The organism is Streptomyces sp. NPDC090083 (genome assembly GCF_044747445.1).
In the GTDB taxonomy this organism is placed as follows: Bacteria; Actinomycetota; Actinomycetes; order Streptomycetales; family Streptomycetaceae; genus Streptomyces.
In genome coordinates, this window is record NZ_JBIVED010000020.1 from 41,454 (window position 1) to 67,480 (window position 26,027).

The 26,027-nt window shown below is 72.6% G+C and carries 20 protein-coding genes and 1 pseudogene; 2 read left to right on the forward strand and 19 right to left on the reverse strand.

All coding sequences use genetic code 11. From position 1 onward, the window contains the following. Positions 1-153: 153 nt before the first annotated feature. From ACIPTO_RS41420 to ACIPTO_RS41485, 14 genes and pseudogenes are all read right to left on the reverse strand, one after another. Entirely contained in the window at positions 154-1,077 is a 924-nt protein-coding gene (locus tag ACIPTO_RS41420; protein ID WP_366325966.1) for an RNA polymerase sigma-70 factor, read from the reverse strand. 285 nt (positions 1,078-1,362) lie between these two features. After that, on the reverse strand, positions 1,363-2,883 hold the full coding sequence (locus ACIPTO_RS41425; protein WP_366325968.1) for an MFS transporter: 1,521 nt from the start codon (positions 2,881-2,883) through the stop codon (positions 1,363-1,365). Between the two features lie 156 nt (positions 2,884-3,039). Then, the gene (locus tag ACIPTO_RS41430) at positions 3,040-3,963 is read right to left on the reverse strand and encodes an aromatic prenyltransferase (RefSeq protein WP_366325970.1); all 924 of its coding nucleotides are present in this window, start codon (positions 3,961-3,963) and stop codon (positions 3,040-3,042) included. A 302-nt stretch (positions 3,964-4,265) separates the two neighbouring features. After that, positions 4,266-5,585: a cation:proton antiporter gene (locus ACIPTO_RS41435; RefSeq protein WP_401200732.1), complete on the reverse strand. Its 1,320-nt coding sequence runs from the start codon at positions 5,583-5,585 to the stop codon at positions 4,266-4,268. A gap of 169 nt (positions 5,586-5,754) precedes the next feature. Beyond that, entirely contained in the window at positions 5,755-6,408 is a 654-nt protein-coding gene (locus tag ACIPTO_RS41440) for an undecaprenyl diphosphate synthase family protein (protein WP_366325974.1), read from the reverse strand. Between the two features lie 100 nt (positions 6,409-6,508). Continuing rightward, positions 6,509-7,570 carry an AvrD family protein gene (locus tag ACIPTO_RS41445; RefSeq protein WP_401200735.1) on the reverse strand — a complete coding sequence of 354 codons (1,062 nt, stop codon included), beginning with the start codon at positions 7,568-7,570 and terminating at the stop codon, positions 6,509-6,511. A 216-nt stretch (positions 7,571-7,786) separates the two neighbouring features. Then, positions 7,787-8,437 (reverse strand): flavodoxin family protein, encoded by a 651-nt coding sequence (locus ACIPTO_RS41450; protein ID WP_401200738.1) that lies wholly within the window; start codon positions 8,435-8,437, stop codon positions 7,787-7,789. Between the two features lie 43 nt (positions 8,438-8,480). Further along, positions 8,481-9,188, reverse strand: coding sequence for an AAA family ATPase (locus ACIPTO_RS41455; RefSeq protein ID WP_401200740.1), 708 nt, complete (start codon positions 9,186-9,188; stop codon positions 8,481-8,483). Between the two features lie 142 nt (positions 9,189-9,330). Further along, complete coding sequence (locus ACIPTO_RS41460; protein ID WP_366325982.1) at positions 9,331-10,401, reverse strand: methyltransferase; 1,071 nt, start codon at positions 10,399-10,401, stop codon at positions 9,331-9,333. A gap of 4 nt (positions 10,402-10,405) precedes the next feature. Then, positions 10,406-12,019: a class I adenylate-forming enzyme family protein gene (locus tag ACIPTO_RS41465; protein ID WP_401200744.1), complete on the reverse strand. Its 1,614-nt coding sequence runs from the start codon at positions 12,017-12,019 to the stop codon at positions 10,406-10,408. Between the two features lie 191 nt (positions 12,020-12,210). Next, complete coding sequence (locus ACIPTO_RS41470) at positions 12,211-13,353, reverse strand: DegT/DnrJ/EryC1/StrS family aminotransferase (RefSeq protein ID WP_366325986.1); 1,143 nt, start codon at positions 13,351-13,353, stop codon at positions 12,211-12,213. Positions 13,354-13,511: 158 nt separating this feature from the next. Further along, positions 13,512-14,057, reverse strand: a pseudogene (locus tag ACIPTO_RS41475) (cupin domain-containing protein); the annotation flags it as partial. 55 nt (positions 14,058-14,112) lie between these two features. Continuing rightward, on the reverse strand, positions 14,113-15,180 hold the full coding sequence (locus ACIPTO_RS41480; protein WP_366325988.1) for a type III polyketide synthase: 1,068 nt from the start codon (positions 15,178-15,180) through the stop codon (positions 14,113-14,115). Positions 15,181-15,296: 116 nt separating this feature from the next. After that, positions 15,297-16,106 (reverse strand): helix-turn-helix transcriptional regulator, encoded by an 810-nt coding sequence (locus ACIPTO_RS41485; RefSeq protein WP_401200748.1) that lies wholly within the window; start codon positions 16,104-16,106, stop codon positions 15,297-15,299. A gap of 488 nt (positions 16,107-16,594) precedes the next feature. On the opposite strand from ACIPTO_RS41485, the gene ACIPTO_RS41490 reads away from it, so the two are divergent. Continuing rightward, on the forward strand, positions 16,595-17,902 hold the full coding sequence (locus tag ACIPTO_RS41490; RefSeq protein WP_401200751.1) for a multidrug effflux MFS transporter: 1,308 nt from the start codon (positions 16,595-16,597) through the stop codon (positions 17,900-17,902). Positions 17,903-18,324: 422 nt separating this feature from the next. Here ACIPTO_RS41490 and ACIPTO_RS41495 read toward each other — a convergent pair whose 3' ends face one another. Further along, a complete protein-coding gene (locus tag ACIPTO_RS41495) occupies positions 18,325-18,942 on the reverse strand; it encodes a TetR/AcrR family transcriptional regulator (protein ID WP_401200754.1) in 618 nt (205 codons plus the stop codon). 84 nt (positions 18,943-19,026) lie between these two features. Here ACIPTO_RS41495 and ACIPTO_RS41500 point away from each other — a divergent pair, with 84 nt between their 5' ends. Beyond that, positions 19,027-19,764 (forward strand): SDR family oxidoreductase, encoded by a 738-nt coding sequence (locus tag ACIPTO_RS41500; protein ID WP_401200757.1) that lies wholly within the window; start codon positions 19,027-19,029, stop codon positions 19,762-19,764. A gap of 307 nt (positions 19,765-20,071) precedes the next feature. Here ACIPTO_RS41500 and ACIPTO_RS41505 read toward each other — a convergent pair whose 3' ends face one another. From ACIPTO_RS41505 to ACIPTO_RS41520, 4 genes are all read right to left on the reverse strand, one after another. Continuing rightward, complete coding sequence (locus ACIPTO_RS41505; protein WP_401200760.1) at positions 20,072-20,890, reverse strand: MHYT domain-containing protein; 819 nt, start codon at positions 20,888-20,890, stop codon at positions 20,072-20,074. Positions 20,891-22,006: 1,116 nt separating this feature from the next. Then, the gene (locus ACIPTO_RS41510) at positions 22,007-22,354 is read right to left on the reverse strand and encodes a DUF3099 domain-containing protein (protein WP_401200763.1); all 348 of its coding nucleotides are present in this window, start codon (positions 22,352-22,354) and stop codon (positions 22,007-22,009) included. 119 nt (positions 22,355-22,473) lie between these two features. After that, positions 22,474-24,267: a cytochrome bc complex cytochrome b subunit gene (locus ACIPTO_RS41515; RefSeq protein WP_401200765.1), complete on the reverse strand. Its 1,794-nt coding sequence runs from the start codon at positions 24,265-24,267 to the stop codon at positions 22,474-22,476. 208 nt (positions 24,268-24,475) lie between these two features. Further along, positions 24,476-26,002: an FAD-dependent oxidoreductase gene (locus ACIPTO_RS41520; RefSeq protein WP_401200768.1), complete on the reverse strand. Its 1,527-nt coding sequence runs from the start codon at positions 26,000-26,002 to the stop codon at positions 24,476-24,478. Positions 26,003-26,027 lie beyond the last annotated feature (25 nt).

The following is a 26,027-nucleotide window of genomic DNA, read 5'->3' on the forward strand; positions in this document are numbered from 1 at the left end:
CGGGTGTGCGGGGGCAGCACAAACGCCTCTCCGCTCGGGCGGAGAGGCGTGGGAAAAGACGAAGAGGAAGAAGAGAAAGAAGAGAGGAACAGGAGCGGAGAAGAGCGGAGAAGAGCAGGGCTGGGCGGGGCAGAGGGGTGGTGCGGGGCGAGGTCAGTGCGGGGTGCGGCGGGCTCTGCTGGCCTCGCGGCTGAGGGCCCAGGCGTCGGCGACCGGGCCCAGGTGGGCGAGCTTGTCGGGGTTGGTAACCGAGCGGATCGCCTGGATCTGCCCGTCCAGGACGTCCAGGGTCCAGGCGGTGAGCACTCTGCCCTCGCGGTCGCGGAAGATCGCGCCGGGCTGGCCGTTGATCTCGCGCCGCTCCAGCGTCACCTCCACCCGCACCAGCGCGGGGACCACCGAGGCCAGCAGGCGGGCCGTGTTGTCGGCGCCGCTGACGGTCCTGGCCAGCTGCGGGGTCTTGCCGCCGCCGTCGCCGACCATCTGCGCGTCCGCGGCGAGCAGTTCGCGCAGGCCCTCCACGTCGCCCTCCCGCAGCGCGCAGAAGAAGCGTTCGGCGAGCTCGTCGCGTTCGGCGCGGTCGGCCTCGAAACGGGGGCGTTCGGCGGCCATGTGGCGGCGGGCGCGGACCGCGAGCTGGCGGCAGGCGCTCTGGGAGCGGCCCACCGCCGAGGCGATGGCCGGGAAGTCGAAGGCGAACACCTCGCGCAGCACGAACACCGCGCGCTCCAGCGGGGACAGCCGCTCCAGCAGGATCAGCGCCGCCATGGAGACGGAGTCGGCCAGTTCCGCCGAGCGGGCCGGGTCGTCGTAGGGGTCGGTGAGGAGGGGTTCGGGCAGCCACGGTCCGACGTACTGCTCGCGCCGTACCCGGGCCGAGCGCAGGACGTCGATCGAGACGCGGGTGACCACGGCCGACAGGAAGGACTTCACCGACGCGGGGCTGGCCGGGGAGGCGTCGTAGCGCAGCCAGGTCTCCTGGACGGCGTCCTCGGCCTCGCTGACGCTGCCCAGGATGCGGTAGGCGATGGAGAACAGCAGGGACCGCAGTTCCTCGAACTCCTCGATCCGGGTCACCGCGGTCTCCTCCCTGGAGCCTTGGAGGCTCGGGGGCTGGGGGTTTGGCTGGGTGGGGGGCCTGGGCTGGGCGCGGGGGCCGGTGCCGGGGCGGATTTTCAGCCTAGGGGCGGGGCCGGTGCGCGTCCCGCGCCCTCCAGGGGGCTTCGAGTGCGGCTGTAGCGGGGGTCGAGCGGGTGCGGGGCGCACGGGGTGAAGCGATGGGTGAGGCGGCCGGCCGGTCCGGGTGATGACCCGGGCGCGGCCGGCCGCCGGAGAGGGGAACCCCGGTGGGGGTCCTGGTGGTCAGGAGCGGGCCGCTTCGGCCTGCTCGGTCGGCTTGGGGGCGGGGGCGCCGGCCGGTGCGGGCAGCGGGCCGCCGCGCAACAGGAGGGCGGAGACGACCGCGCCGAAGCCGAAGATGGCCGTGCACCACCAGAAGACCCGGGTGTCGCCGTGGATCGACGCCAGGTGCAGCTGCTGCAGGGTGGGGGTGCCCGTGACGTGGCCGGCGAGCCAGTCGGTGGCGGCGGTGGCGGCGATCGTGTTGAGCAGGGCGGTGCCGATGGCGCCGCCGAGCTGCTGGCCGGTGCTGATGACGGCCGAGGCGATGCCCGCGTCCTGCGGGGCGACCCCGGAGGTGCCCGCGCTCAGCGCCGCGCCGTAGATGAGGCCCATGCCGATGCCGACCAGCAGGACCGGGCCCAGGATGTGGGTGGCGTAGGCGGAGTTGGCGTCGATGCGGGTCAGGCCGGCCATGCCGGCGGCGCTGATGAGCAGGCCGCCGGTGATCAGCGGGCGCGGGCCGAACTTCGGGAGCAGCTTGATGGCGCCCACGCTGGTGCCCACCGGGGTGATCGCGATCATCGGGAGCAGTGCGCAGCCGGAGGTGATCGCCGAGTAGCCCAGGATGGTCTGCATGTAGTAGACGAGGAACATCAGGATGCCGAAGAAGCCGATGCCGACCAGGAGCACGGTGAAGTAGGCGGCGCCGCGGGTGCGGCTGAGGACGATGCGGGGCGGCAGCAGCGGGTTGGCGGCGCGGGTCTGCCAGACGGAGAAGGCGATCAGCAGGACGGCTCCCGCGGCCAGGAAGCCCCAGGTCGACGTCTCGCCCCAGCCGTTGTGCGCGTTGGAGAAGCCCAGCACGACGGCGAACATGCCGGCCGAGGCGAGCAGCACGCCGGGGATGTCCATGCGGGCGCCGGACTTGGGCTGGTCCTGCAGCAGTGCCATGCCGCCGAAGAACGCGACCGCGGCCAGCAGCAGGTTGACGTACATGCACCAGCGCCAGCTCAGGCCGGAGGTCAGCGCACCGCCGATGATCAGGCCCACGCCCGAGCCGCTGGCCACCACGCCGCTGAAGACGCCGAAGGCCTTGGCGCGTTCCTTGGGGTCGGTGAACGTGGTGGCCAGCAGGGCCAGGCAGGAGGGCGAGAGCAGTGCGGCGAAGGCGCCCTGGCAGGCGCGGGCGGTCACCAGCATCTCGAAGTTGGTCGCGGCGCCGCCCACCGCGGAGGCGGCGGCGAAGCCCAGCAGGCCGATCAGGAAGGCCCGCTTGCGGCCGATCAGGTCGGAGAGCCGGCCGCAGAACAGCAGCAGGCCGCCGAACGGCAGCGCGTACGCGGTCACGATCCACTGCCGGTCGGCGTTGCTGAAGTCCAGTGCCTGCTGCGCGGAGGGCAGCGCGATGTTCATGACGGTCAGGTCGAGACCGACCATCAGGTAGGCGGTGCAGATGACGGCGCCGATCAGCCACCGCCGCCGTGCGTCGGCGGCCGCCCCCGTGCTCGGCCCAGCCGCGGCGGCTGCGCTCTGTGCTGCCATGATCATCTTCTCCTTGTTCCGTAATCCGGCGATTTGGCGAACGGGCTCGAGGCCTCGCCCCTTAGGACGAGACACGGGGTGGCGGCTGTGACATCACCGCGGGCTGGTGCGGCCGGACGGCGCGAAGCGGGAGGGCGGACGGGCGGTGGCGCGGGGTCAGGCGGACCGGGTCCGGGCGTGGGCGGTGAACATCTCCAGCAGCGAGGGAGAGATCTGGTGGTACACGGCGAGGTCGAGGTGGTCCCCGCCCGGCGACCACTTGACCGCCGAGGCGTTCACCGGCTCCCCCGCGTACGTGTAGGGGGCGCTGCGCACGAAGTGCTCCAGGCGCGGGTCCAGCCGGGCCGGGAGCGCGGCCGGGTCCAGGCCCGGGGAGGGCACCGGGGCGAAGGAGATCCGCCGGATGTCCGGGGAGTCCCAGCCGAGGGTCGCGTAGACCCGGTAGGACGTGCACGCGTACGCGAGCATCCGCTCGTCGGGCTCGGGCAGTCCCATCTCCTTCAGCAGGGACAGCACGGTGCGCGGGTCGAGGGCGCCGGCCACGTCGGCGGGCAGCTGGAAGTACAGGTTCAGCGTCCTGCTGCGGTAGTTGATGCCGACCAGCGCCACCTCGTCCAGGCCGTGGCGGGCGAAGAGGGCGGCGTTGTCGGCCACCGAGCGCGGCACCGACGGGATCCGGGCCAGCTCCGACACCTTCTGCAGGTCGCCGGGGAACTGGGCGTAGATCTTCTTGAACCCGCCGGTGACCCCGCCGTCGATGAAATAGTCCTCGACGGCGATCCGCTTCTCGATGTCCGAGAGCAGTTCCGCCACGGGATGGTCCTCCCGGGGCAGCAGACCGCCGGCCAGCGCCCGCGCGTAGGGGCCCTCGGCCCCGGGCGACACCTGCACGGTGTATTCGAGTTCGCCCACCCGGCCCGCGTTGACCTGCGCGCTGAAAATGATCGCGCCGTCCGTCAGCGCGTCACGGAACGCCTCCAGGACCGGCCACACCATGTCACGCGAGAACGACGCCCCCACCAGCCGGGCCGCCTCCTCGATCGCTGAGTACAGCTTTTCCGCCTCAGTGCCTTCGGACATCAACACTCCAAGTAGTCTGCGCCGGTCATTGATTCCGCGGGAATCCGTACTCCGCCGCCTTCGGGAACATAGCGCGGGACCGCTCGGGAACCGCTGGAGAATTCACTGGCGCCGGGGCCGGTGACAAGCGTGGGAATGCGCGAGCAGTGGGTGAACGGCCCGCCGCGCGGACCGGGGGCCGGTGAATTCCGGTGCGTTCCGGAGAATCCCCGCGTGATCCGCGGGCATTCCGGATGCGGTCCGCGTTGCCGGGTGTTCCGCGTGTTCCGGATGCGGTGCGGGGGCGCGGGCCGGGCGGGGTTCTAGGCGGGGGTGCCCACGGTTCCCGCCGGGTGCTCGGTGCCGACCTCTGTCGCGGTCGCGGTCGCCGTGCTCGCCGAGGGGGCGGGGTGCGCGGGCGTGCGGGGTGTGTCCGCGTCGGTGGGGCGGCCGATGATCCAGCTCAGCAGGGGGCCCGCCATCGCGGTGGTGACCACGGCCATGACGACCATCAGCGAGTACAGGTCCCGGTCCAGGAAGCCCAGTTGGAGACCCACGTTCAGGACGATCAGCTCGGTCAGGCCGCGGGTGTTCATCAGCGTGGCCAGCGCCGCGGACTGCCGCAGCGGCATCCGGTTGAGGCGGGCCGCGGCGAACGCCCCGGTGAACTTGCCGCCGACCGCCACCAGCAGGATCAGCCCCAGCGCGCCCAGCCCGCCCGCGTCGAGACCCGACAGGTCGACCTGGAGACCGGCGACCAGGAAGAACACCGGCAGCAGCAGTGTCCCGCTCAGGTGGCCCAGCCGCTCGTGGACGTCCGTGCGCAGCCGCTCGCTGTTGCCGCGCGGCAGGATCACGCCGAAGAGGAACGCGCCGAAGATGTAGTGCAGGCCCACCCACTCGGTGGCCGCGGCCGACAGCAGCAGGCCCACCAGGACGGCCGCGAACACCGTCGGGGTCAGCGTCAGCCCCGGGCGGCGCGCCGTGAAGCGGCGCAGCAGCGGGCGTACGACGAAGAGCATGGCCAGCAGGTAGGGGACGGCCAGCAGGATGCGCCACTGGTCGGGGCCCGCCGAGCCGCTGACGGCGATCACGGCGGCCAGCAGCGACCAGGCCAGCACGTCGTCGATGGAGGCGCAGGCCAGGGCCACCACCCCGAGCGGGGAGCGGGACATGCGCCGGTCGGTGAGGATGCGGGCCAGGACCGGGAAGGCGGTGATCGACATGGCGATGCCCATGAACAGCATGAACGCCGTCCGGTCACCGGTGCCGTAGTCGTCCATCAGGTACAGGGCCAGCAGCGTGCCCAGGCCGAACGGCAGCAGGACGGAGCTGAAGGAGACGGTGACGGCGAGGCTGCCGCTGCCGCGGATCATCCCGGCGTCCCATTCCAGGCCGACCAGGAACATGAAGGCCGCCACCCCGACCGCGGCCAGCGCGGCCAGCAGCGGGCGGATGCCGGCGGGGAAGAGGGCGTCGGAGAGCGCGCCGTGGAAGAGGGTCGGCCCCAGGGCGATGCCGGCGAGGACCTCGCCGATCACCGCCGGCTGGTTCAGGCGCCGGGCCAGCATGCCCAGCACACGGGCCAGGAACACGACGGCGGCGAGACCGACGAGCAGGGACGAGGTCTGATGAGTGGTCATGTCGAGAGGTCTTCCGTCGGCGGGATCCGGCCCGGGAGCGAAGTGGGGGTGGGTGCCGCGGCGCGCCGGCGGGAGGAACCGGCCGCACCGGCGCGGGAAAGAACGGCGGCACCCTCTTCCGGGACCCGGCGGCCGGGTGCTGCCGCCGGGTCCCGGAAGAGGGTGCGTGTCAGTGCGGGTAGCCGCCGAAGCGGCGCTCGCGGCCCTTGAGGTCGGCGAGGGCGGCGTCGAAGTCGGCGCGGGTCATGTCGGGGAACAGGCACGGCGCGAAGTGCAGTTCGGCGTACGGGGACATCAGCGGGAAGAACGACGACATGCGGGTCGCGCCGCCGGTGCGGATGAGGTGGTCGACCTGGGCCGGGACGTAGGCGTGGCGGGCCAGGATCTCCTCGGTCAGCTCCGGGATCTTCCCGTTGAGCCGGTTGAAGATGCCGATGACCTCGTGGGTGAGGGACATGCCCAGGATGTAGTGGAGCGTGAAGCCCGTGTCCTTGGCCGACTTCTCGCGCAGTTCCTCCAGTTCGGCCAGGTGCGGGGCGGACACCAGGTCGAGGGAGCCGGAGAAGTCGAAGGCACAGGTGTCGTGGACGCGGCGCACCACGTCGGTGAACGCGTTCATGAACGTGGTCACCGCGGGCTGGGGGCGGCTGTGGTTGGCGGCGGAGGAGGCCGTGATGTAGAGGGTCGTCACGCCTTCCTCGCGGGCCCAGTCCATGAACTCGACGATCTTGTCCCCCATCGCCGCGTAGCCGTCGTCGAGGGAGACGCCGTTCGCCTGGGACCAGCGGCGCATTCCGTCCGGCAAAAGCATCAGGGTGGTCACCGGGATCTCCTTGTCGTTGCGGGTGAGAACGGGATGGGAAGAGTGGTGGGGCGGTGCGGGAAGAGCGGTGGTGGGGGTGGGGCGGGGTGTGGTCCGGTGGTCAGCGGGCGCCGTCCGCGCGGCTGCCGCTCGGCGAGGGCGAGGCGAGCAGGTGCGCCACCGACGCCCATGCCTGTACGCCGTGCAGGGCGCCGCTGATCTCGGCCGTGCGCCAGGTGCCGGCCGCGGAGTTCAGCAGCCGGGCGCGGCCCAGACGGGCCGTCGCCTCACCGCCCGTCTCCCCCGGCACACCGGCACCGGAGGCGGTGTGAGTGGTGTCGGTGGTGATGCGGGTGCGGCGCATCCACAGGTTGTTGCTGTCGGCGCGCTCGACGCCGTCCAGCGTGTAGAGCAGGACCTGGCCCAGCTGCATGGCCGCGACGAACGCGTCGATCATGGTGGCCGGGGTGGTCTCCCGGGGGCCCCGCGCCCCGTCCGGGAGCAGCGCGACCCGGGCCGAGGCGGACGGCTCCTCGGTGCCGTCCGTGATCCGTACGCCGGTGAGCAGCTGGCGGCGGGCGCCGTGCGGGACGCCGTAGGGGGCGTCGTTCCAGGGGCCGGGCAGTTCCTCCGCCAGGTAGTACGACCGGGGTGCGGCGGGCGGGCGGCGGGCGGGGCTGTGGCGGGCGTGCACCCGGGCCGACAGCGAGCCGACCCGGCAGTCCAGGGTGGTCGACCAGAGCGGCCCGGTGCTCTCGGCGGCGGCGAGGGAGCCGGTGACCGGGAAACTCTCCAGCCCCTCCTCGTCCGGGCGCGCGCCGGCCTTGATGTCGACGGAGCTCACCTCGAAGCGGTCGCCGGGGCCCAGCGAGCAGGCGTGGGCCGCATACAGGCCGGTGAGGCGGGCGGCGAAGAGCATCACGTCGAGGGAGCTGAGGTGGGGCGTCGGGTACCGGTCGCCCTTGCGGGACCAGGCGGCGGGCAGGGCGAGGTGGGCGGTGGCGCTGATGCAGGCGGCTTCGCGGGGGCCGTGGGCTCTGCCGGGGCCGTCGGCGGGGGCGTGGCCCGGTGTGATGGTGAGGTCGGTCAGCGAGTGCGCGACCCGTTTGAATCCCTCGCCGAGGAACCGGCCCTCGCGCGGGCCGAGGAAGTCGTCGATGGACGCCAGGTGCAGGGATGACACGGGGACTCCTGTTCCCGCCGCGTCCACGGTGACGGGAACGGCGACGACACGGCCGTCCTGGACGGGGCCGGCCTGGTGCGGGTGCGGGGGCGGCGCGGGGGACGCGGGGCGAAGGGTGCGGCCGTGGCGGTGGCGCGGGGTGCGTGCCCGAACCGGTGGCCGTGGCCGTGGTCGCGGCCTCGCCGGTACTTCCCCGGGCCCCGCCCGTCCCGGGGGTCAGTTCGCCGCGGTGGTCCGCTGGCTGCCGGCCAGGAGTGCGCGGCCCGCGAGGTGGATCGCCGTCAGGTGGGTGATGCGTTCGCCGAGGTGTTCGGCGGTGGCGATGTCGGCCTTGTGGACGGCGTCGGGGGGCAGGTCGCCGGGTGCGGTGGCGGCGGCGCCGTTGAAGTAGCCGAGGCGGTTGAGGTCGTTGTCGCTCTCGTGGCTGAGGTGCCAGCCGGGCAGGAGGCCGAGGCTGACCCAGAGCATGCCGTGCTGGGCGCCCAGGGTCGCGAAGTAGCCGAGGGTGGAGTCCTTGTCGCCCGCCTTGCAGGCGCCGATGGTGAACCCCGAGCCGAGCTTGTCCTTCCAGGCCTGGCGCGCCCAGCGCCTGCTGGTCGACTCGGCGAAGACGTGGAAGGCGCCCGACGCCGAACCCATGTAGGTGGGCGATCCGAAGACGATCGCGTCGGCCGCGTCCAGGGTCTGCCACGCGGCGTCGTCCATCGCCCCGACGCCGACCATGGTCACCTCGGCGCCCGCCGAGACCGCGCCCGCCCGCACGGCGCGGGCCAGGACGTCGGTGTGGCCGCGGCCGGAGTGGTAGGCGACCGCCACGGCCGGCGGACGCGGCGACGGCTGTGGCTGTGGCTGTGGTGGTGTGTGCATCGGGTGTCCTCCTGCGGGCGCGGGCGCGGGGCTGTTCACGAGGTCACGGGTGTGCCGGGAGGCGTTCGTGCTCCATGCGGAAGTCCTGGCGGCCGTACTCGCGCCGGGCCCGTTCGATGGCCTCGGTCGTGGTCATCACCGGTGTCCAGCCGAAGAGGCCCGCGATGGTCTCCAGGCGCTGGGCCATGGGGCCGCCGACCACGTGGCAGGGGATCTCCAGTTCCTCCAGGGTGGCCAGCAGCATCCGGTCCACGCTCGCGCGGAAGGAGTCGTTCATCGGCCGGTGGCCGTCCGCGGCGATCGGCAGTTCGTGGCGCAGGTGGACGTAGGCGTCGTAGGTGGCCTTGACGTGCTGTTTGAAGGCGTGCCCGTACTGCTCGACGACCTCGCCGAAGAACACCATCCGCGGCGAGTCCGGCAGGGCGGGAGGGCCGTCGGCGGGGGCGGCGGTGGGGTTCATGCCGTAGCGGCGGCGGCCCTCGCCGTAGAGCCACTCCTGCAGGGAGGAGCCGTCGGAGACGAAGTGGTCGCCGAGCAGGGCCTCCTGGACCGCGCGGCCGGTGTGGCGGCGCAGGGTGAGCTGGAGGAACTGCGCCGGTGTGACATCGGCCAGGCGTACTCCGGGCAGGGCCTGCGGCATGATCTCGCGGACGGTGCGGGCCAGTGAGCGCGGGATGCCGGTGTAGTGGGACAGCGCCATCACCGTGGAGGTCTTGCCCGAGGAGTAGGTCCCGGACACGGCTACCTTCATCGGGACTCTCCTTCGTGGATGTCCCCGGCTCCGGCCGGGGGTGGAAGCGGGGTCGCCGCCCGCCGGGAGACCCCCCGGGATGGGGGTCTCCCGGCGGGCGGCCGGTGCCGTGGCAGGGAACAGGGGTCTGGCCGGGGGGCGTTCAGGCGGTCTTGACCGCGGTCAGGACGGCCTGGACGGGGATGACGTCCGGCGGGATCTCGGCTGCGTCCTTGGTGAGCGCCTTGGTCACCTCGAAGCCGCATTCGCGCAGCCAGCGCTCGTAGACCGACAGCTTCTGCGGGCCGCCTTGGCCCATGGCGGCGCCGATGAAGAAGGCCGGGAAGAAGTCGACGTTGTAGTTGTCGCGGTCGGTGATGTCCTCCGGGTAGACCGGCACGAGGATGTTGACCGTGCCGCCGGGCCTGAGCGCCTTGTGGACGCCCTGGAGGATCCTGACCACGTCGGCCTTGTCGAACATGTCCAGGAAGTGCTTGACCAGGACGACGTCGTAGTCCTGGGGGATCTCGTCGAAGACGTTGCCGCCGATGAACGACAGGTGCTCCTCGAGGCCCGCGGCGCGGAAGTTGGCCAGCGCCTCGGTCTCCTTGCCGGGCAGGTCGAAGGTGGTGACCGTCAGGCCCTCGGAGGCCTTGTGGCGGTAGGTGTGGATCGCGCCCAGGCCGGTGTTGCCGGCCACGTCCAGGACGCGGGAGCCGGCCGGGATGTCGATGTTGTCGAAGAACCAGGGGTCGATGTTGGCCGTGACGTTGTTCATCAGCTTCAGCCAGGAGTCGTTGAGGTCCTGGTGGTCGGCGACCGCGTCGTAGAGGGTGCCCTCGGCGCCGTAGAGCTCCTTGAGGCCGACGACGGTGCCGGTGCGGGCGGACTCGGTGAGGTAGAACAGCTGGCGCAGCGCGGTGACCTTGATCAGGTTCATGTAGGCCAGGGCGCGGTTGAGGTCGGCGACCGGGACGGCGCCCAGCGCGTCGAGGGTGTAGGTGCCCGTCTCCTCGTCGTGGGCGACGAAGCCCTCCTTGACCAGGAGGAACAGGAGCTGTTCCACGGCGTCGGGGCGGGCTCCGGCGGCCTCGCCGAGCTGGGCTGCGCTGGAGCCGGGGCGCTCGCGCAGGGTGTCGACCAGGCCGAGTTCGAAGGCGGAGAGCAGGCTCATGAACCGCGAGGGTCCGACCATGTACTCGCGCAGTCGGGCGAGCGTGGCGTCAGGTGTCACGGTGTCAGCCTTTCGAGTCGGTGGGGCGGGCCGCGGGGCTCTGTGCCGGCGGCTGGGTGAAGCGGCGGGCCAGCTCCAGGCGCTGCACCTTGAGCGTGGCGGTCCGGGGCAGTTCGGCCTGCGGGATCTGGACGGGGTCGGCGAGCTGCGGGAAGGCGGTGGTGGCCGCCCGCCAGCGGGCCGTGTCCAGGGGGGCGTCGTCGTGGGTGCAGATCACCGGGACCGCTTCGCCGTCCGGGCCCTGGACGATGACCAGTTCGCTCAGTTCCGTCAGTGCGCCCAGGACGACGTCCTCGATCTCCAGGGAGCTGCGCACTCCGGGGATCATGTCGACCTCGCGGTCGAGCATGTGCAGGCAGCCCAGGCGGGTGCGGTAGCCGACGTCGCCGGTCCCCCACCAGTCGCCCTTGCGGTTGTCGTCGTAGCGCTCCTGCTCGCCCAGGTAGGTCTTGGCCAGGCCCGGCCAGGCGACCTCGATGCGGCCGGGGTGGCGTTCGCTGGGGCGGTGGCCGTCCCGGCCGACGACGCGGATGCGGGCGGCGCCTCTGGGCATGGCCCAGCCCACGCAGCGGCCGTTGGCCTTGTGGGCGAAGGGGCGGAAGTAGGCGCGGCCGACGGCCGGGCCGACCTCGCTCTGGCCGTAGATCTGGAAGAACAGGGCGCCGCGGCGGCGGGAGGACTTCAGCAGGCGGCTCATCGTGGCGGGGTGGATGGCGTCGAAGGTGCTGGAGAAGACCTTCACCGAGGCGAACGGCATCCGGGGGTCGCGGGTGAGCTGCTCCCACTCCATCAGCGAGTTGGGCAGTGCCTCCACGAACGCGGGCCGGTGGGCCAGGAACTGCTCGGCGACCACCGCGGGGTCCGTCTCGCGCAGCAGCAGCACCGGGTACTGCTTCAGCAGTGCCAGGGACATCGCCGCGACCATCCGGGAGTGCACGAACGGCACATGGATGGCGACGGTCTCCTTCTTCCGCTTCAGGGCCAGCAGCCGCCACTGCGGCACCAGGCGGATCGCCTGGGTGCGGGGGGTGTGGACGACGAGCTTGGGGATGCCGGTGGTGCCGGAGGTGTGGGTGATGACGGCGGCCTCGTCCAGCGGACGCAGCACCGGCCGCACCCGGGGCGAGCCCGCCAGCCCGGCGAGGGAGACGGTGCCGGGGCGGTCGCCGGCCGAGGTGATCACGCGGCGGGTCAGCCGGTCCGGCGCCACCTCGGCGAGCCGGTCCAGGGCGGTGCCGTCGGTCAGCAGCGTCGGACGGCCCAGCCGGCCCAGCAGGACGCCCACGGTGGCCGCGTCCAGCGCCGGTGACAGGTTGACCACCACCGCGCCGATGCGCGAGATCGCGCAGGCCAGCATCCAGTGGTCGGCGTTGGCCGTCTTGTAGATCACGACGTGCTCGCCGGGGCGGACCCCGGCCGCCCACAGACGGCCGGCGAGATCGTCGACGTGCTCCGCGTACTGGCGCACCGTCAGCCGGCGTCCCGCCTCGGGCAGGACGCCCAGGTCGTGGTCCAGGATGATCGGCGTCGCGGGGTTCACGGCGGCGGCCGTCTCGGGCAGAAGGCCGATGTGCAGGCCGTTTCGTTGGATCGATCGGTAGGCGGTGGAGCCCTTCATGGGGATGTGTCTCCTTCGGGGGCACGCTGCGGGGCGGACGCGCGAAGGCCGCACCGCGTGCGGGGCGCGGGGCTGCCGGGCCGGACCGTGGGGCGCAGGGCGGGGGCGGGGTCGTACGGCACGGCAGGGACCCGGCATCCATCGCTCGGGTGCGGGAGTTCCTGCCGTGCCGCCGGGGCTGTGCGGGGCCGCTATGCGGCGTGGCGGACGGTGCTCTGGTGGAGTGCGGTGCGCAGGGCGTGGGCGACGCGGGTGACCTGGTCCTGGGTCAGTTCGGCGTGCATGGGGATGGCGAGCTGGCGGGTGGCCAGGTCGAGGGAGACCGGGCAGGTCTGCTTCGCGTCGAAGACGGGCTGGGTGTGGCCGGCGAACGTGCCGTGCCCGCAGCCGATGCCCTGGGCGCGCAGCGCGGTGGCCACCGTGCCCCGGTCCACCGCCTCGTCGAGGGTGACCATGTAGGTCTGCCAGGCGTGGGTGCGGTCGGCGGGCACGTGGGGCAGCGTCAGCAGGTCCTCGCCGGCCAGGAGTTCGCCGTACTGCGCGGCGACCGCGCTGCGGCGGGCCAGGAGTTCGCCGATGCGGCCCAGCTGGACCTGGAGGATCGCGGCGGCGATGTCGGACAGCTTGAAGTTGTAGCCGATCTCGGTGAACACCGGGATCGGCAGGCCGACGACGTTGCCCATGTCGAAGATGCTGCCGATGCCGAACGAGGAGCGCAGCCGCGCGTCCTTGCCGATCTCCGGGTCCGAGGCCAGCAGCGCGCCGCCCTCGCCGCTGCTGGCGCCCTTGCGGCCGTGGAAGGACAGGCAGCCCACCTCCGCCAGCGCCCCCGCCTTGCCGCCCTGGTAGGTGGCGCCGACCGCGCAGGCCGCGTCCTCGACGAGGAACAGGCCGTGCCGGTCGGCGGTCTCCTGCAGTTCGGTGTAGTCGGCGGGCAGGCCGACCGTGTCGACCGCGATGATCCCCGCGGTGCGGGGGGTGACCAGGTCGGCCACCGCCTGCGGGTCGACGGTGTAGGTGTCGGGGCGTACGTCGGCGAAGACGGGGGTGGCGCCGACGTAGCGGGCGGCCTGGGCGGGGGCGGGGAAGCCGTAGTCGGCGACGATGACCTCGTCGCCGGGCCCCACTCCCAGGGCGAGCATCGCCAGGTGCAGGGCGGCACCGCAGTTGCTGACCGCGACCGCGTCACCGACCGCGTACTCCGCCGCCAGCCGGGCCTCCAGCGCCTTGCCCTGCGGGCCCTGGCCGGCCGGCCAGCCGGAGGCGAACACCTCGGCGACGGCGGCCAGTTCCCGCTCGCCCAGGCTCGCGTGCACCAGGGGAATCGCGTCCATCGTGGTCACTCCGTTCACGCTCCGCGCCCGGCGGCCCGGGGGGAAGAAACAGGGGAAGGGGCAGAAGGGGCAGGGGTGGAAACAACAGGGGCTGCGGCAGGCGCCGTTGCGGGCGCGGCCCCGGGTACGGATCCGGACGCCGACGCGGATGCCGACGCGGCTGCGGGCTCGGGCGCGGGTTCGCGGACCGGGGGTTCGTAGCGCAGCGGGGTCAGCTGGTGGACGTCGTAGCGCCGCCGCATGCGTTCCACGGCCTCCTGGTCGATCGTGCCGCCCGCCTGCCAGATCTCGGCGATCTCCTCGAAGTAGAACTCGTGGTACGGCGAGGGATAGCACTGGAAGAGCATGCGGGCCGGTTTGTCGGAGGCGTTGCGGAAGGCGTGCGGGGTGCCCGGGGGCACGAACATGAAGGCGCCCTCGGTCGCGGCGGCGATCCGGTCGCCTTCCGGGGAGGTCCACCGGTGCCAGGAGTCCTCGGTGCGCCGCTCCGGCTCGAACGCCAGGAGCTCCAGCTCGCCCTCGAGGACGTAGAAGAACTCCTGCGCGTCCTGGTGGACGTGCGCCCCGACGTCGAAGCCGGGCGGGACGACGACCTCGAAGACCGACAGGATGGAGCCCTGGTCCTTGGTGGCCTTGAAGGTGACTTCCTGCGCCTTGGTGATCAGTTTCCGGCCCTGGCCGGGCGGGACGATGAGGCCAGTCATCCGATTGATGTCCTTCGGCAGAGACGGCGGCGGAAAAGGGCGGAACAGGAGGGGGTCAGTCGACGTCGGCGCGGGCGCCGTCGCTCCAGCGGCCCAGGGCCATCTCGGCGGTGATGCCGGGGCCGAAGCCCGCGATCAGGCCGGTCGCCTCGGGGGCCGGGGTGTCCTCCTCGAACAGGCGGCGGGCCGCCTCCAGGACCACCGCGCTGGCGATGTTGCCGTACTCGCTGAGCGTGGCCCAGCTGTGCCGGAACACGCTGCGGTCGACCTCCAGGAACTTGGCGAGGTCGTCGAGGATGCGCGGGCCGCCGGCGTGGACGATGTAGAAGTCGAGGCTGCCCGCGTCCCAGCTGTGGTCCTTGGCGAACTCCCGCAGCACCGGCGCCAGCGGCTCCATCGTGCCCGGCACCCGCCGGTCCAGCTGGAAGTGGAAGCCGGTCTCGCGCACCGCGTAGGAGATCCAGTCCTCGGTGTGCGGGATGAGGTAGGAGGCGTTGCGCTCCAGCTCGATGCCGGTGCCGCCGTTGCCGCGCACCACGGCGGCCGCGACCGCGTCCCCGAACAGGCCGTCGGAGAGCAGCGAGCCGATGTCGTCCATGTCGGGCTGGTAGCACAGCGAGCAGAACTCGGCCGACACGATCAGGACGTTGCTGCCGGGGTGGGCGACGCAGAAGTCGTGGGCGCGGTTGACGGCGGCGCCGCCGGCCGCGCAGCCGAGCTGGGCGATGGGGATCTGGCGGGTGTCGGGGCGCAGCCCCATCGTGTTGATGAGCCATGCCGTCAGGGACGGCATCAAAAAGCCGGTGCACGACACGTAGATGATCGCGTCGATGTCGCGGGCGGCGACGTCGGCGTTCTTCAGCGCCTCCTCGACGACCTGGGGGGTGCGCTTCTTGGACTCGACCTCGTAGATGCGGTTGCGTTCGGTCAGGCCCGGGTGGCGCAGGGTCTGTTCGATGGGCTGGACGAGGTGGCGCTTCTGGACGCCCGTGTTGCGTATCAGGCGCAGCGCGAGCGGCAGTTGCTCCTTCCCCTCGTGCACACGCCGGGCGAAGTCCAGCGTCTCCTCCATCGTGATGACGTGCTCGGGCGCCTGCACCGCGGGCTTGCACAGCCTGGCCATGTCGGGTCCGCCTTCTCTAGGTCTGCCGGGGAAAAGTGCACGTGTGTGCATGTGTGCATGCGTGTGCGCCGTCTACTGCGCGGCGCGTAGGGCTGAAGGGCTGGGGGGCTTGGGGGTCACGCCGCCGCGGGGTGCGGGGCGAGGTCCATCAGGGCGGAGAGGACCGGCGGCCTGCTCCAGTCGGGCGCGCTCAGGGTGATCTCCAGGCGGCGCGCGGTGTTGTCCTTGACGCGTACCGGGCCGATCGCCGCCGTCAGCCGGGCCGGTGACGGTCCCTCACCCCGGTTGCGTGCCGGGGTGGTTGGGCGGGGGCGGGTCACCGCGTGGACGTACCAGACGCCTTCGGGGATGTGCTCCAGCGTGAAGGGGCCGGGTGCGGACGCGTGGGTGAGCTGGACGGGGGCGCCCTGCAGCAGGGGGCTGGCGAAGACGCCCACCCGCACCGCCCGCGCGCTGCCGCCGGTGGTGTGCAGCAGGCCCGTCACCGTGCCGGTGCCGGTGCGGGTGTCGGTGGGCCGGGCCGCCGTCGACATCGTCGTCGCCGGCGGCGTGGCCGGGACCGGTGCCGACCGGGGGGCGGGCGGGGCCTGTTCGGGGCCGGCCGGGGTCAGGGAGAGCGCGCGGTAGCCGGTGGGCGAGAGGCCCACCAGCTCGGTGAAGCGGCGGGTGAAGCTGCCGGTGCTGCTGTAGCCGACGCGCGCCCCGATGTCCGCGACGGTCAACTGGGTGCTCAGCAGCAGGACTTTGGCCTCCTGCAGCCGTACCGCGCACAGGAACCGTCCCGGGGTGACGCCGGTGACCCGGGTGAACACCCGCAGGAAGTGGTACTTGCTGACCATCGCGCCGCGCGCCAGCTCCTCCAGGCTCAGCGGTTCCCAGAAGCGTTCGCGGATCGTGGTGACGGCATGCCGCACGAGGTACTCCATGAAAGCTCCTGACGAACTGACGAAGAACCGCCGGCCGGCGGGGAGTTGACCGGCACCGGCACCGGCACCCGCCCGGACGGACGGGCCGCGGAGCCGCAGGGCCCCACCGGGTCGCAGGGCCGCACCGGGTCGCAAGGTCACCGGGCCGCAAGGTCACGGCCGCCACGGACAGTGCGAGCGACGGATGGCGAGCGACGGGTGGCGGGTGGCGCAACCGGCGCATGAAAAAAGGGAGTCGGGGCGCTTGGTCCCGGACTCCCTGCCAACTCCCCGCCGCATGAACCGTTTTCGGGCAGGGGAGGTGTGCCGAAATAGTGACACGGTCACCACCCGCACGCCAAGACTCCCCGGAAGTGACGTAGGTCACGCCAACTGGGTCCGGGGGCGGTGGAGTTGGCGTGCGGATCACGCCACCGCCACCCGACCGGTTCTGTAGCGGCCTGCTGCCACCATCGGCCCAGACCCACACGACCGGACACGGAGGGCGAATGTCTCGCGCCGAGGAAGCCACCGTCAGGACCACACGGTCGACCGCGCCACCGGGGCGGGCCGGCGACGCCGCCGGCCGGCTGAAGGGGCTGCGCAGGACCGGGGCGCTGATCACCTTCATGCTCGGCGCGCTGTCCGCGGTGCCGCCGCTGTCGATGGACATGTACCTGCCCGCCCTGCCGGACGTCACCCACACCCTGCACTCCTCCGCCACCAGCGGCCAGCTCACCCTGACCGCCTGCCTGACCGGCATGGCGCTGGGCCAGCTCGTCGTCGGCCCGATGAGCGACCGCTGGGGCCGGCGCAAACCGCTGCTGGCCGGCCTGCTCGTCTACGTCCTGGCCTCCGTGAGCTGCGCGGTCGCGCCCGACGTCGGGCTGCTGATCGGCTGCCGGCTGCTGCAGGGCCTGGCCGGTGCGGCCGGCATCGTCATCGCCCGCGCCGTCGTCCGCGACCTCTACGACGGCCTGGAGATGGCCCGCTTCTTCTCCACCCTGCTGCTGGTCTCCAGCCTCGCCCCGGTCGTCGCGCCGATCCTGGGCGGGCAGGTGCTGCGCTTCACCGCCTGGCGGGGCGTCTTCCTCGTGCTGGCCGCGATCGGTGTCGCGCTGACCGCGCTGGTGTGGCGGCGGCTGCCCGAGACGCTGCCTCCCGAGCGGCGGCGCGGCGGCGGTGTGCTGGGCGCCCTGTTCATCATGCGCGGCCTGCTCGCCGACCGGATCTTCGCCGGCTACGTGATGGTCAACGGCTTCGCCTACGGCGCCCTGTTCTCCTACATCGCCGCCTCCCCCTTCGTCATCCAGGGCATCTACGGCGCCTCCCCGCAGACCTTCTCCCTGCTGTACGGGCTCAACTCGCTCGGCATGATGATCGTCGGCCGGGTCAACGGCAAACTCCTGGTCGGCCGGGTGCGCCTGGACCGGGCGCTGGGCGTCGGGCTGGGTGTCATCGCGGTGGCCGGGACCGTGCTGCTGCTGGTCGCGCAGGGCGTCTTCGGCCACGCGGGCACCGTCCCGGTCGCCTGCTGCCTGTTCGTGATGATCTCCGCGCTGGGCCTGGTGCTGCCCAACACCAACGCGCTCGCCCTGATGCGCACCCCGCACGCCGCGGGTTCCGCCTCCGCCCTGGTGGGCACCTCCTGCTTCGCCATGGGCGCCGTCGCCACCCTCCTGGTCGGCATCGCCGGCAAGGGAACGGCCGTCCCCATGGCCGCCGTCCAGACCGGCAGCGCCCTGGCCGCCGTCACCTCCCTCCTGCTCATGTGCCGCCCCTGGCAGAGCCGGCCGGCCGAGGAGAGCACGCACTAGGGCAGCGCGCCGCAGGTCCTCTGCCGGTCGAGGGTGCGGGCTCAGCCCACTGGCCGCGCACGGCAGTCGGCGAGGCGGACGAGGGCGGCGGTGCCGAAGGGCGCCGCCGGGCCGCCGGCCGCAGGACCGCGTCGGCGCAGACGCCGGTGGCACTCAGATCCATGGCCGGGCCCCGGGCGTCGCCGTCGCCGTCGCCGAGTAACCGATGCGACACAGCAGGATGCGCGGGCCCTCTTTCTCGATGGTCGCCGTGAGGCAGCGGAGCCAACCGCACCACCGGGTGTCACCCTCGGCCAGAGCGGGCCGGCTCTGCGGCTGGAGGGCGTGGTGGGCGGCGGTGGCGTCGCCCTCTCCCTTCAGGCACCTGGGGAAACCGGCAGGGTGATCCCCTCTCCCCCTCCCCCGGGGCTTGCACCCAATGCTCACGCCGCGTTGCCGCGCAGCAGCGCGGCCGCCGCGCGTGTGGCGCGCGTGGCGACGTCCTCGGGTGAGAGACGGGAGCGGGTCAGGAAGTCCTCCGTGTCCAGGGTGACGTAGCCGTGGGCCAGGACGAAGAGCTGTTCCAGCACGAGCAGTGCCCGGGAGGAGTCGGCGTGGCCCGCCTGCCGGGCGAGGTCGAGCAGCAGCGCCATCAGGTCGCGGCCGGCCCGGGCCAGGCCTGCGTCGCACAGCGGCCTCAGCTCCCGGGCGAAGATCACGTCGAGACCGGCGCCGCGGTCGGACACGTGGCGCACGTATGCCCCCGCGGTGGCCGCGAGCCGGTCGACCGGGTCGGGGCCGGCCGCCTGCGCGGCGGCCTCCATGGACCGGGTGAGCTCGTCGGCGGCCTGGGCCGCGACGACGGCCAGCAGCGCGTCACGGCTGGGGAAGTGACGGTAGGGGGCGGCCGTGCTCACCCCGAGCCTGCGGGCGAGTTCGGCGACGGAGAAGCCGGCCATGCCCGTCTCGGAGAGCAGCACGAAGCTCTCGGCGATCAGCGCCGAGCGGAGCTGCCCCCGGGCAGGGCGCTCATTTCCCGCCCCGCCTGCTGCGTCAGTCACTCTGTCCGCCTTCCTTGACCGTAAGTAAGAGGCCACTTACTTTAGAAGTGATAGCCCTCTTACTTCTAGCGCTGGAGACCGCGCGTGACAGGGATCGACGGCAAGGTGGTGGCCATCACGGGCGCGGGCAGCGGGATCGGCGAGGCGAGCGCGCTGCTTCTCGCGTCGCGCGGCGCGAAGCTCGTCCTCGGAGCGCGCCGGAGCGAGCGGCTGGAAGCGCTCGTCGCCCGCATCGAGGCCGCAGGCGGCACGGCTGCCTGGACGACGACGGACGTGCGCCGCCGCGGAGACCTCGCGGACCTGGTGGCGTACGCCTGCGGGCACTACGGCGCGCTCGACGTCCTCGTCAGCAATGCCGGGATCGGCCCCATCTCACCGTTCGACGAACTGCGGGTCGAGGACTGGGACCGGATGATCGACGTCAACTTCCGCGGTGTGCTGCACGGGATCGCGGCAGCGCTGCCTGTCTTCCGCAGGCAGGGCAGGGGGCAGTTCGTCCACGTCGTCTCGACCGCCGGGCTGCGCATCGTGCCGAACCAGGCCGTCTACGCGGCCACGAAGAACGCCGTCCGCACCGTCTCCGAGGGACTGCGCCAGGAAGCCGGGCCCGGCCTGCGGGTCACGATGGTCTCGCCCGGCTACGTCGCGACGGAGTTCGCCGACTCGGTCACCAGCCCCGCCGTCAGATCGCAGGCACCGGCGGTCGACGCCTCCCTCTCCCTCTCCCCCGACGACATCGCCCGCGCCGTCGCCTTCGCGATCGAGCAGCCCTCGAACGTCGACGTCGGCGACATCGTCGTCCGCCCCACGGCGCAGAGCTGACAGGGGTGGCGTCAGGGGCCTGCGCGAAGTCCTCCTGGCCGGGTTCGGCGTGTCGCTCCCGCACACACCACCGGCGCGGCCGGGCTGGAGCGTCAGGGTCGCATCCGCCGTATCAGGCCCACCGCGAGATCGACTGAGCCTTGGTCTCCATAGCGGCGGGAAGCGAGATCGGCAGGGCCGGCCCGGCCACGCACACCTCCAGCGGCCGGCTCGGACCTCCCCCCCCTTCCCTTCTCGCCCGCACACGTCCAACCGCCACGATCACCGGCCCAGGGAAGCCGTGCGGTCAGAGGCCGGGCGTCGTCTCTCAGAACAACGGCCAGGACGCCGTGGGGCGTTCCTCGACCTGGGCCTCCTGCCGGACGACGGGCGCCTCCGCGGCGGGCCGGCCGCCGGCGAGCATGTCGGGGTCGAACATGATGATGACGGAGGCCAGCACCAGGACGCCGATCGGGCCGCCGACAACCGGCAGGAGGAAGCCGAGGAGCTGGAGTTTCTGGTCGGCCAGCGCGGAGGGATGTGCGGCGTGGACGCTCATGGCGGCCATGCCCGTGTAGTGCATGCCGGTCACCGCGATGCCCATGATCACGCTGGCGGCGGTGGCCGATGCCAGGCTGTGCAGGCTGACCGCGGCCCAGAGAGCGGCGGTCGCGGCCACCACCGCGATGATCACGGACACGGTGACGGTGACGGAGTCGAACGTCATCCGACCGTCGAACTTGAGGCCGTGCATGCCGATGTAGTGCATGGCCGCGACGCCAAGGCCGGTGATGAGGCCGGCGATGCCGAGCGTGAGGGGGGAGGCTCCGCGGTAGCCCACGATGAAGATGCCGATGGAGACCACGACCACAGCCACCGCCAGGCTCAGGAACGTCATCGCCCGGTCGTACTCGATGGTCACGCCCGTGATGCTGAAGCCGATCATGGCGATGAAGTGCATGGTCCAGATGCCCGAGCCGATACAGATCGCGCCCAGCAGAAGCCATGGACCTCGGCGTTCCTGCCTGTCTTTGTGCAACGACCGCGTCGTACAGCGCAGCCCCAGAGCCGAACCGAAGCAGGCTGTGAGGAACGCGACGACCGGAGTGATCATGCCGTAGCTGAACTGACTTACGGAGCCTTGCATCGAGCACCTTTCCCCCACGCGGGTTTCCCCGATGCGATGCGCAACGAAGAAACCTTTCTCTAAACGCAAAGGCATGCAATCCCAGCAAAAGCGGCAGCCGTGCCGCTACGCGATGACATGCCGAGCGAGGAACTCCCGGTCGCCGTGACTGATTGTCATGTACTGACCTCGGGGAGTCCGCGCGCATACGTTATGCATCCACCTGACGCCCGTCAGCATCCGTACGGCAACGCAATCAAATCGATACTTTTGGCCGCATATGCTCAATGCAAGGTCAATAATGGACATGCAAGATGCCCTTTCCGGCCGCTCGGCGAGCGGGTCAGATCGCGAACTCGCGCGGTGGACAACGCACTCAGGAAAAACGGCCGCCTCGACCCCGGTTCCTGGAGCGGAACTCCGACCACCGGAACTCCGCTCTCTTCCTTCCCCACCCGCGCAGGCCGGCCCCGAGGCGTCCGGGCGGCCACAGACCGTGACGGAGCGGGACTCGCGACGCTCGTGTCCGGTGAAGGTCGCAGTGCACCGAACCGGGATCTCCCGCCACGCCAGGACCGCGAACCGGCGAGCGCGATCAGCCGGTCGTTCCGGTCGTTCCGGTCGCCACACCGAGGCGGGTGTTCTTGGTCTCCACGCGTCAACTGGCCCTCGCCCGGCCCGAACGCATCACGTCAAGGGAGCGCGCGCGTGGCGATCGGCCGGGCCCCGCCGGCGCACGGTTAGGCGTCCCAGAACCGGCCTGGAACCATGGCAGCCATGGAGCGAGTCGTGTCCTGGGGCATGGCGGCTCAGGAAAGTCAGCCCTCGCGGGCCGCCTCATGAACTCGTACGAGGCGAGACCTGGATCATGGACGGCGACCTCGGGCCGTACGACGTGCCCGGCGTCCGGCTTGAAGCGGCGGACACCGTCATCCTGCTGGACTTCTCCTTCTGGCGCTGCGCCTGGCGAGTTTGACGGCAAGAGCCGGCGAACGTGTCGTGCAGGCCTCCGAACGGCCGGCCCTCAGCCCCGCCGATTCGCCGCCTTCGACGCCTGCGTGAACGTGAGGCGGGCGACGGCGGGCGGTGACGGCGGCGCGTCCCGGCAGGGCGGCACGCGCCGGGGCGGAGCCGGGCTCAGCGTTCCGGCGGGAGGATCAGCGTGGGCTCCAGGACGACGCGGGCGGCGGGTTCCTCCCGTGCCGCGTGGGCCACCGCGTGGCGTGGGCCGCGCTGCTGGCGCCAGTGGGCCTGGGCGAGGACCACCGCGACGTACGGGATGACGACCGCCCCGGCCAGCGCGCAGCCGGCGACGACGGGCCAGCGGTTCCAGGTCGCGGCCATCAGCACCACGCACACGGTGCGCACCACCATCGCCATGAGGTAGCGGCGCTGCCGTCCGCGCACATCACGCGTCAGCCCGGCCCGCGCCCGGGTGATGGACTCGGCCGGGACCGTGTCCCGGCGCCAGTGAACTCTGCTCATCGGGCCTCCGAGGACGAGGACGTGGACCTGGACGTGGACGTGGACGTGGGGCTACGGCGGCGGCGCGGGTGGCCGTCCCCCGGTCACCCGCGCCGCCTGCACCGGCCCCGCCCCCGGGGTCAGTGCGGTTCCTGGTCCGCCTCCCCGTGCCCGGACGGGCGCCGGCCGGCGCCGGAGTCCGCGGACACCGGCTCGGAGGGGCCGTGGCCGTTGGCGGAGGCGTGGCCATGGCCGTTGGAGGCCGCGTGCCCGTTGGCGGAGGCGCCGAGCGCGGTGTGCCCCTCGGTGCCGTGGCCGAGGTGGGCCAGGGCCTCGCGCATCTCGGCCGGGGTGGGCTTGGCGATCTGGTTGCCGTAGAGCCAGCGGCTGAGGCGGTGGCGCAGCGCCTGGCGGCGCCGGTCGGGGTTGGGCACGCCGTCGTGTTCGGCGGCGGGCGCGGGCAGCGGGGCGTAGGACTTGCGGGCCAGCAGCGCGTACTCCCGCTGGCGGTCGAGGCGTTCGTGGACCTCGGTGAAGCCGCCGTCGGGTCCTCTCCTGATCCGGCCGGTCTCCCGGCCGTGCAGCAGGGTGTCGCGTTCGCGGCGCTGCAGGCCCAGGCAGATCCGCCGGGTGATGACGTAGGTCAGCGCGGGGACGACGAACACGCCGATCCGTACCGACCAGGTGATCTGGTTGAGGGAGAGGTGGAACTCCTGGGCCAGTACGTCGTTGGCGCCGCCGAAGAACAGCACCAGGTACAGGGCGACGAAGCCGATGCCGAACGCGGTGCGGGTGGGATGGTCGCGCGGCCGGTCCAGGAGATGGTGCTCGCGCCGGTCGCCGGTCACCCACGCCTCCAGGAACGGCCACAGCGCGATCACGGCCATCATCAGGGTGGGCACGATCACCGCGGGGATCAGGACGCCGAGGTTGACGGTGTAGCCGCCGAAGCTGAACTCCCAGGCGGGCATGGCCCGCAGGGCGCCCTCCAGGAAGCCCATGTACCAGTCGGGCTGGGAGCCCTGGGAGATCTGGTCGGGCCGGTAGGGGCCGTAGGTCCACACGGGGTTGATCTGCGCGATGCCCGCCAGCAGGGCCAGTACCCCGGCGATGATGAAGAAGAAGCCGCCGGCCTTGGCCGTGTAGTGCGGGAACAGGGGCTGGCCCACGACGTTCTTCTCGGTGCGGGCAGGTCCCCGGAACTGGGTGTGCTTGTGGTAGAAGACCAGGATCAGGTGGACGGTCAGCAGCGCCACGACGATGCCCGGGATCAGCAGGATGTGGAAGCCGTAGAAGCGGCCGATCACGTTGTGGGCGGGGAACTCGCCGCCGAACAGGAACATCGCCAGGTACGTCCCCACCAGCGGGATGGCCAGGGTGACGCCCTCGGCGATGCGCAGGCCGGTGCCGGAGAGCAGGTCGTCGGGCAGCGAGTAGCCCACGAAGCCCTCCAGGGTGACCAGCACCAGCAGCGTGAACCCGAACAGCCAGTTGACCTCACGCGGCTTGCGGAACGAGCCGGTCAGGAAGTGGCGCAGGGTGTGCAGGCACAGGGCGCCGATCATCGTCAGCGCCGACCAGTGGTGCAGCTGGCGGATGAACAGGCCGCCGCGGACCTCGAAGCTGATGTGGACGGTGGAGGCGTAGGCCTGTGACATCCGTACGCCCTGCAGCGGGCCGTAGGAGCCGTGGTAGACGGTCTCGGACATGCTCGGGTCGAAGAAGAGGGTGAGCCAGATCCCGGTCACCAGCAGCACGACAAAGCTGTAGAGGGCGATCTCGCCGAACATGAACGACCAGTGCTCGGGGAACACCTTGCGCACCAGGAAGCGGAAGTTGTAGATCCCCAGCCGGCCGTCGGTCCAGTCGGCGATGCGTTCGCCGCGCGGCGCGGTGGTACGGCCGGCGCGTGCGGGTGTGTCGGTGTCGGTCATGCCCGGGCCCCTTCCCCTCGCCGCCGGACGGTGGGGGCGGTCTGCCGCGGCGAGGGCCGGACCACCGTGGGCGACGGGACTGCGGTGCGGGCGGGTCGGGGGGCGCCCGGGGATGTGCCGGGGGCGGCTTCCGGGGCGGCTGGTCGGTTCACTTTCTCCACTCTCGTCATGCGGGACACCTCGTGGGGCCGGGGGCGGGGCGGGGTGTTCACGGCCGCCTCCGCTCACCGGCGGGAGCCGGGGCCGGTGTGGGCGGCGGCGGGTCTGCGGGACGCGGGGCCACGGCACCGGCACCGGTACCGGCCCTGTGCACCACGGACGCCGCGGGTGCCGCGGGGGTGCGGCGGCGGGGGGTGTCGGGACCGTGGGTGGTGCTGGGCGGCGCGACGGCGGCGGGGCCGGGCGGGGTGCGCAGGGCGGCCCGCAGGACGCGCGGGCGCAACGCCGCCAGCCGCGACGGCGGGGCGGGGTGCAGGGGGTGCAGCAGCAGGGCGGCCGCGTGCGGGTCGGTGGTCGCGGCGGCCGCGATCCGGGCCGCGTACCGGGCCCGGACACCGCCCGTCGGACGGGGCGCGGGGTGGGCCTGCCGCCAGGCGGGGGCCACCTCGCGGGCCAGGGCGTGGCGCAGCCGGTGGCTGATGCCGACGGCCGTGCCGTGGCCGGTGAGGACCTGGTCCAGGGCCAGCGCGCACTGCACGGCCAGGGCCATGCCGTGGCCGTGGGCCGCGTCCAGGTCGGCCAGCGCGTCGCCGACGACGAGGAACTGGTCGGGCCAGCGGCGGAGTTTCTCGTAGCGGTGCCAGCGGGCGCCGGTGCGGGTGCAGCCGTAGACCGGGCCCAGCGGGGTGGCCGCGGTGAGCAGGTCGTGCAGCAGGGGGTGGCGCAGGGTGCGGGCGGCGTGCAGCAGGGCCGCGTGGCCGGCCGGGGGGCGGGCGGTGCCGGGGAGGGTGAGGGTCACCGACCAGCGGCCGCCCTCGACCGGGTGCAGGACGCCCTGGCGGGGCAGACCGGGCGCGGCCGTCACCAGGAGGCTCTTCCAGTCGGCGACATGGCCCACCGGCGGGGCGAAGGCGGCGGTGGCGAAGGCGGCCGGGGCGGCGGCGAGGGTCTGCGGGGGCTGGGCGTAGCCGAGTTCGGCCAGCCAGTGCGAGGCGTGGGAGCCGCGGCCGGAGGCGTCGACGACGAACTCCGCGGGCAGCAGCCGCCGCTGTCCGCGCCCGTCCGCGGCGGCCCGGTCGCGGGCGCGCACCCACACACCGGTGACGGTGTCGTGGCGGCCCCCGCGCAGGCCGACCGCCTCGTGGCCGGGCAGGAAGTCGACTTTCGGGTCGGTGCGCAGCCGGGTGCGGACCGCCGCGTCGATCAGGTCACGGCCCGCGCTCAGCAGGGACAGGCCGGCGTCGAAACGGGGCAGCCAGCCGGCCGGGCCCAGCACCAGCAGGTCCCGGGGCACGGTGAGGCGGACCGCCCCGGCGCCGGCCAGGTCCTGGCCGATACCGGGGAAGAGCCGCTCCAGTCCCTGATGGGCGGCCGGCACCAGGGTGTGGGTGTGCCGGGCCTGGGGCACCCCCGGGCGCCGCCCCGTTCCGGAGGGCACCCAGTCGCGTTCGATCACCGTGACGTGGTCCATGAAGTTGGCCAGGGCCCGTGCCGCCGTGAGCCCGGCGAGACCCGCGCCGACGACCACGGCACGCCCGTGACCGCCACTCGCGCCGGCCCCCGCGTATGCACTCAACTCGGCTGCCCTCCCTGCTCGTTGT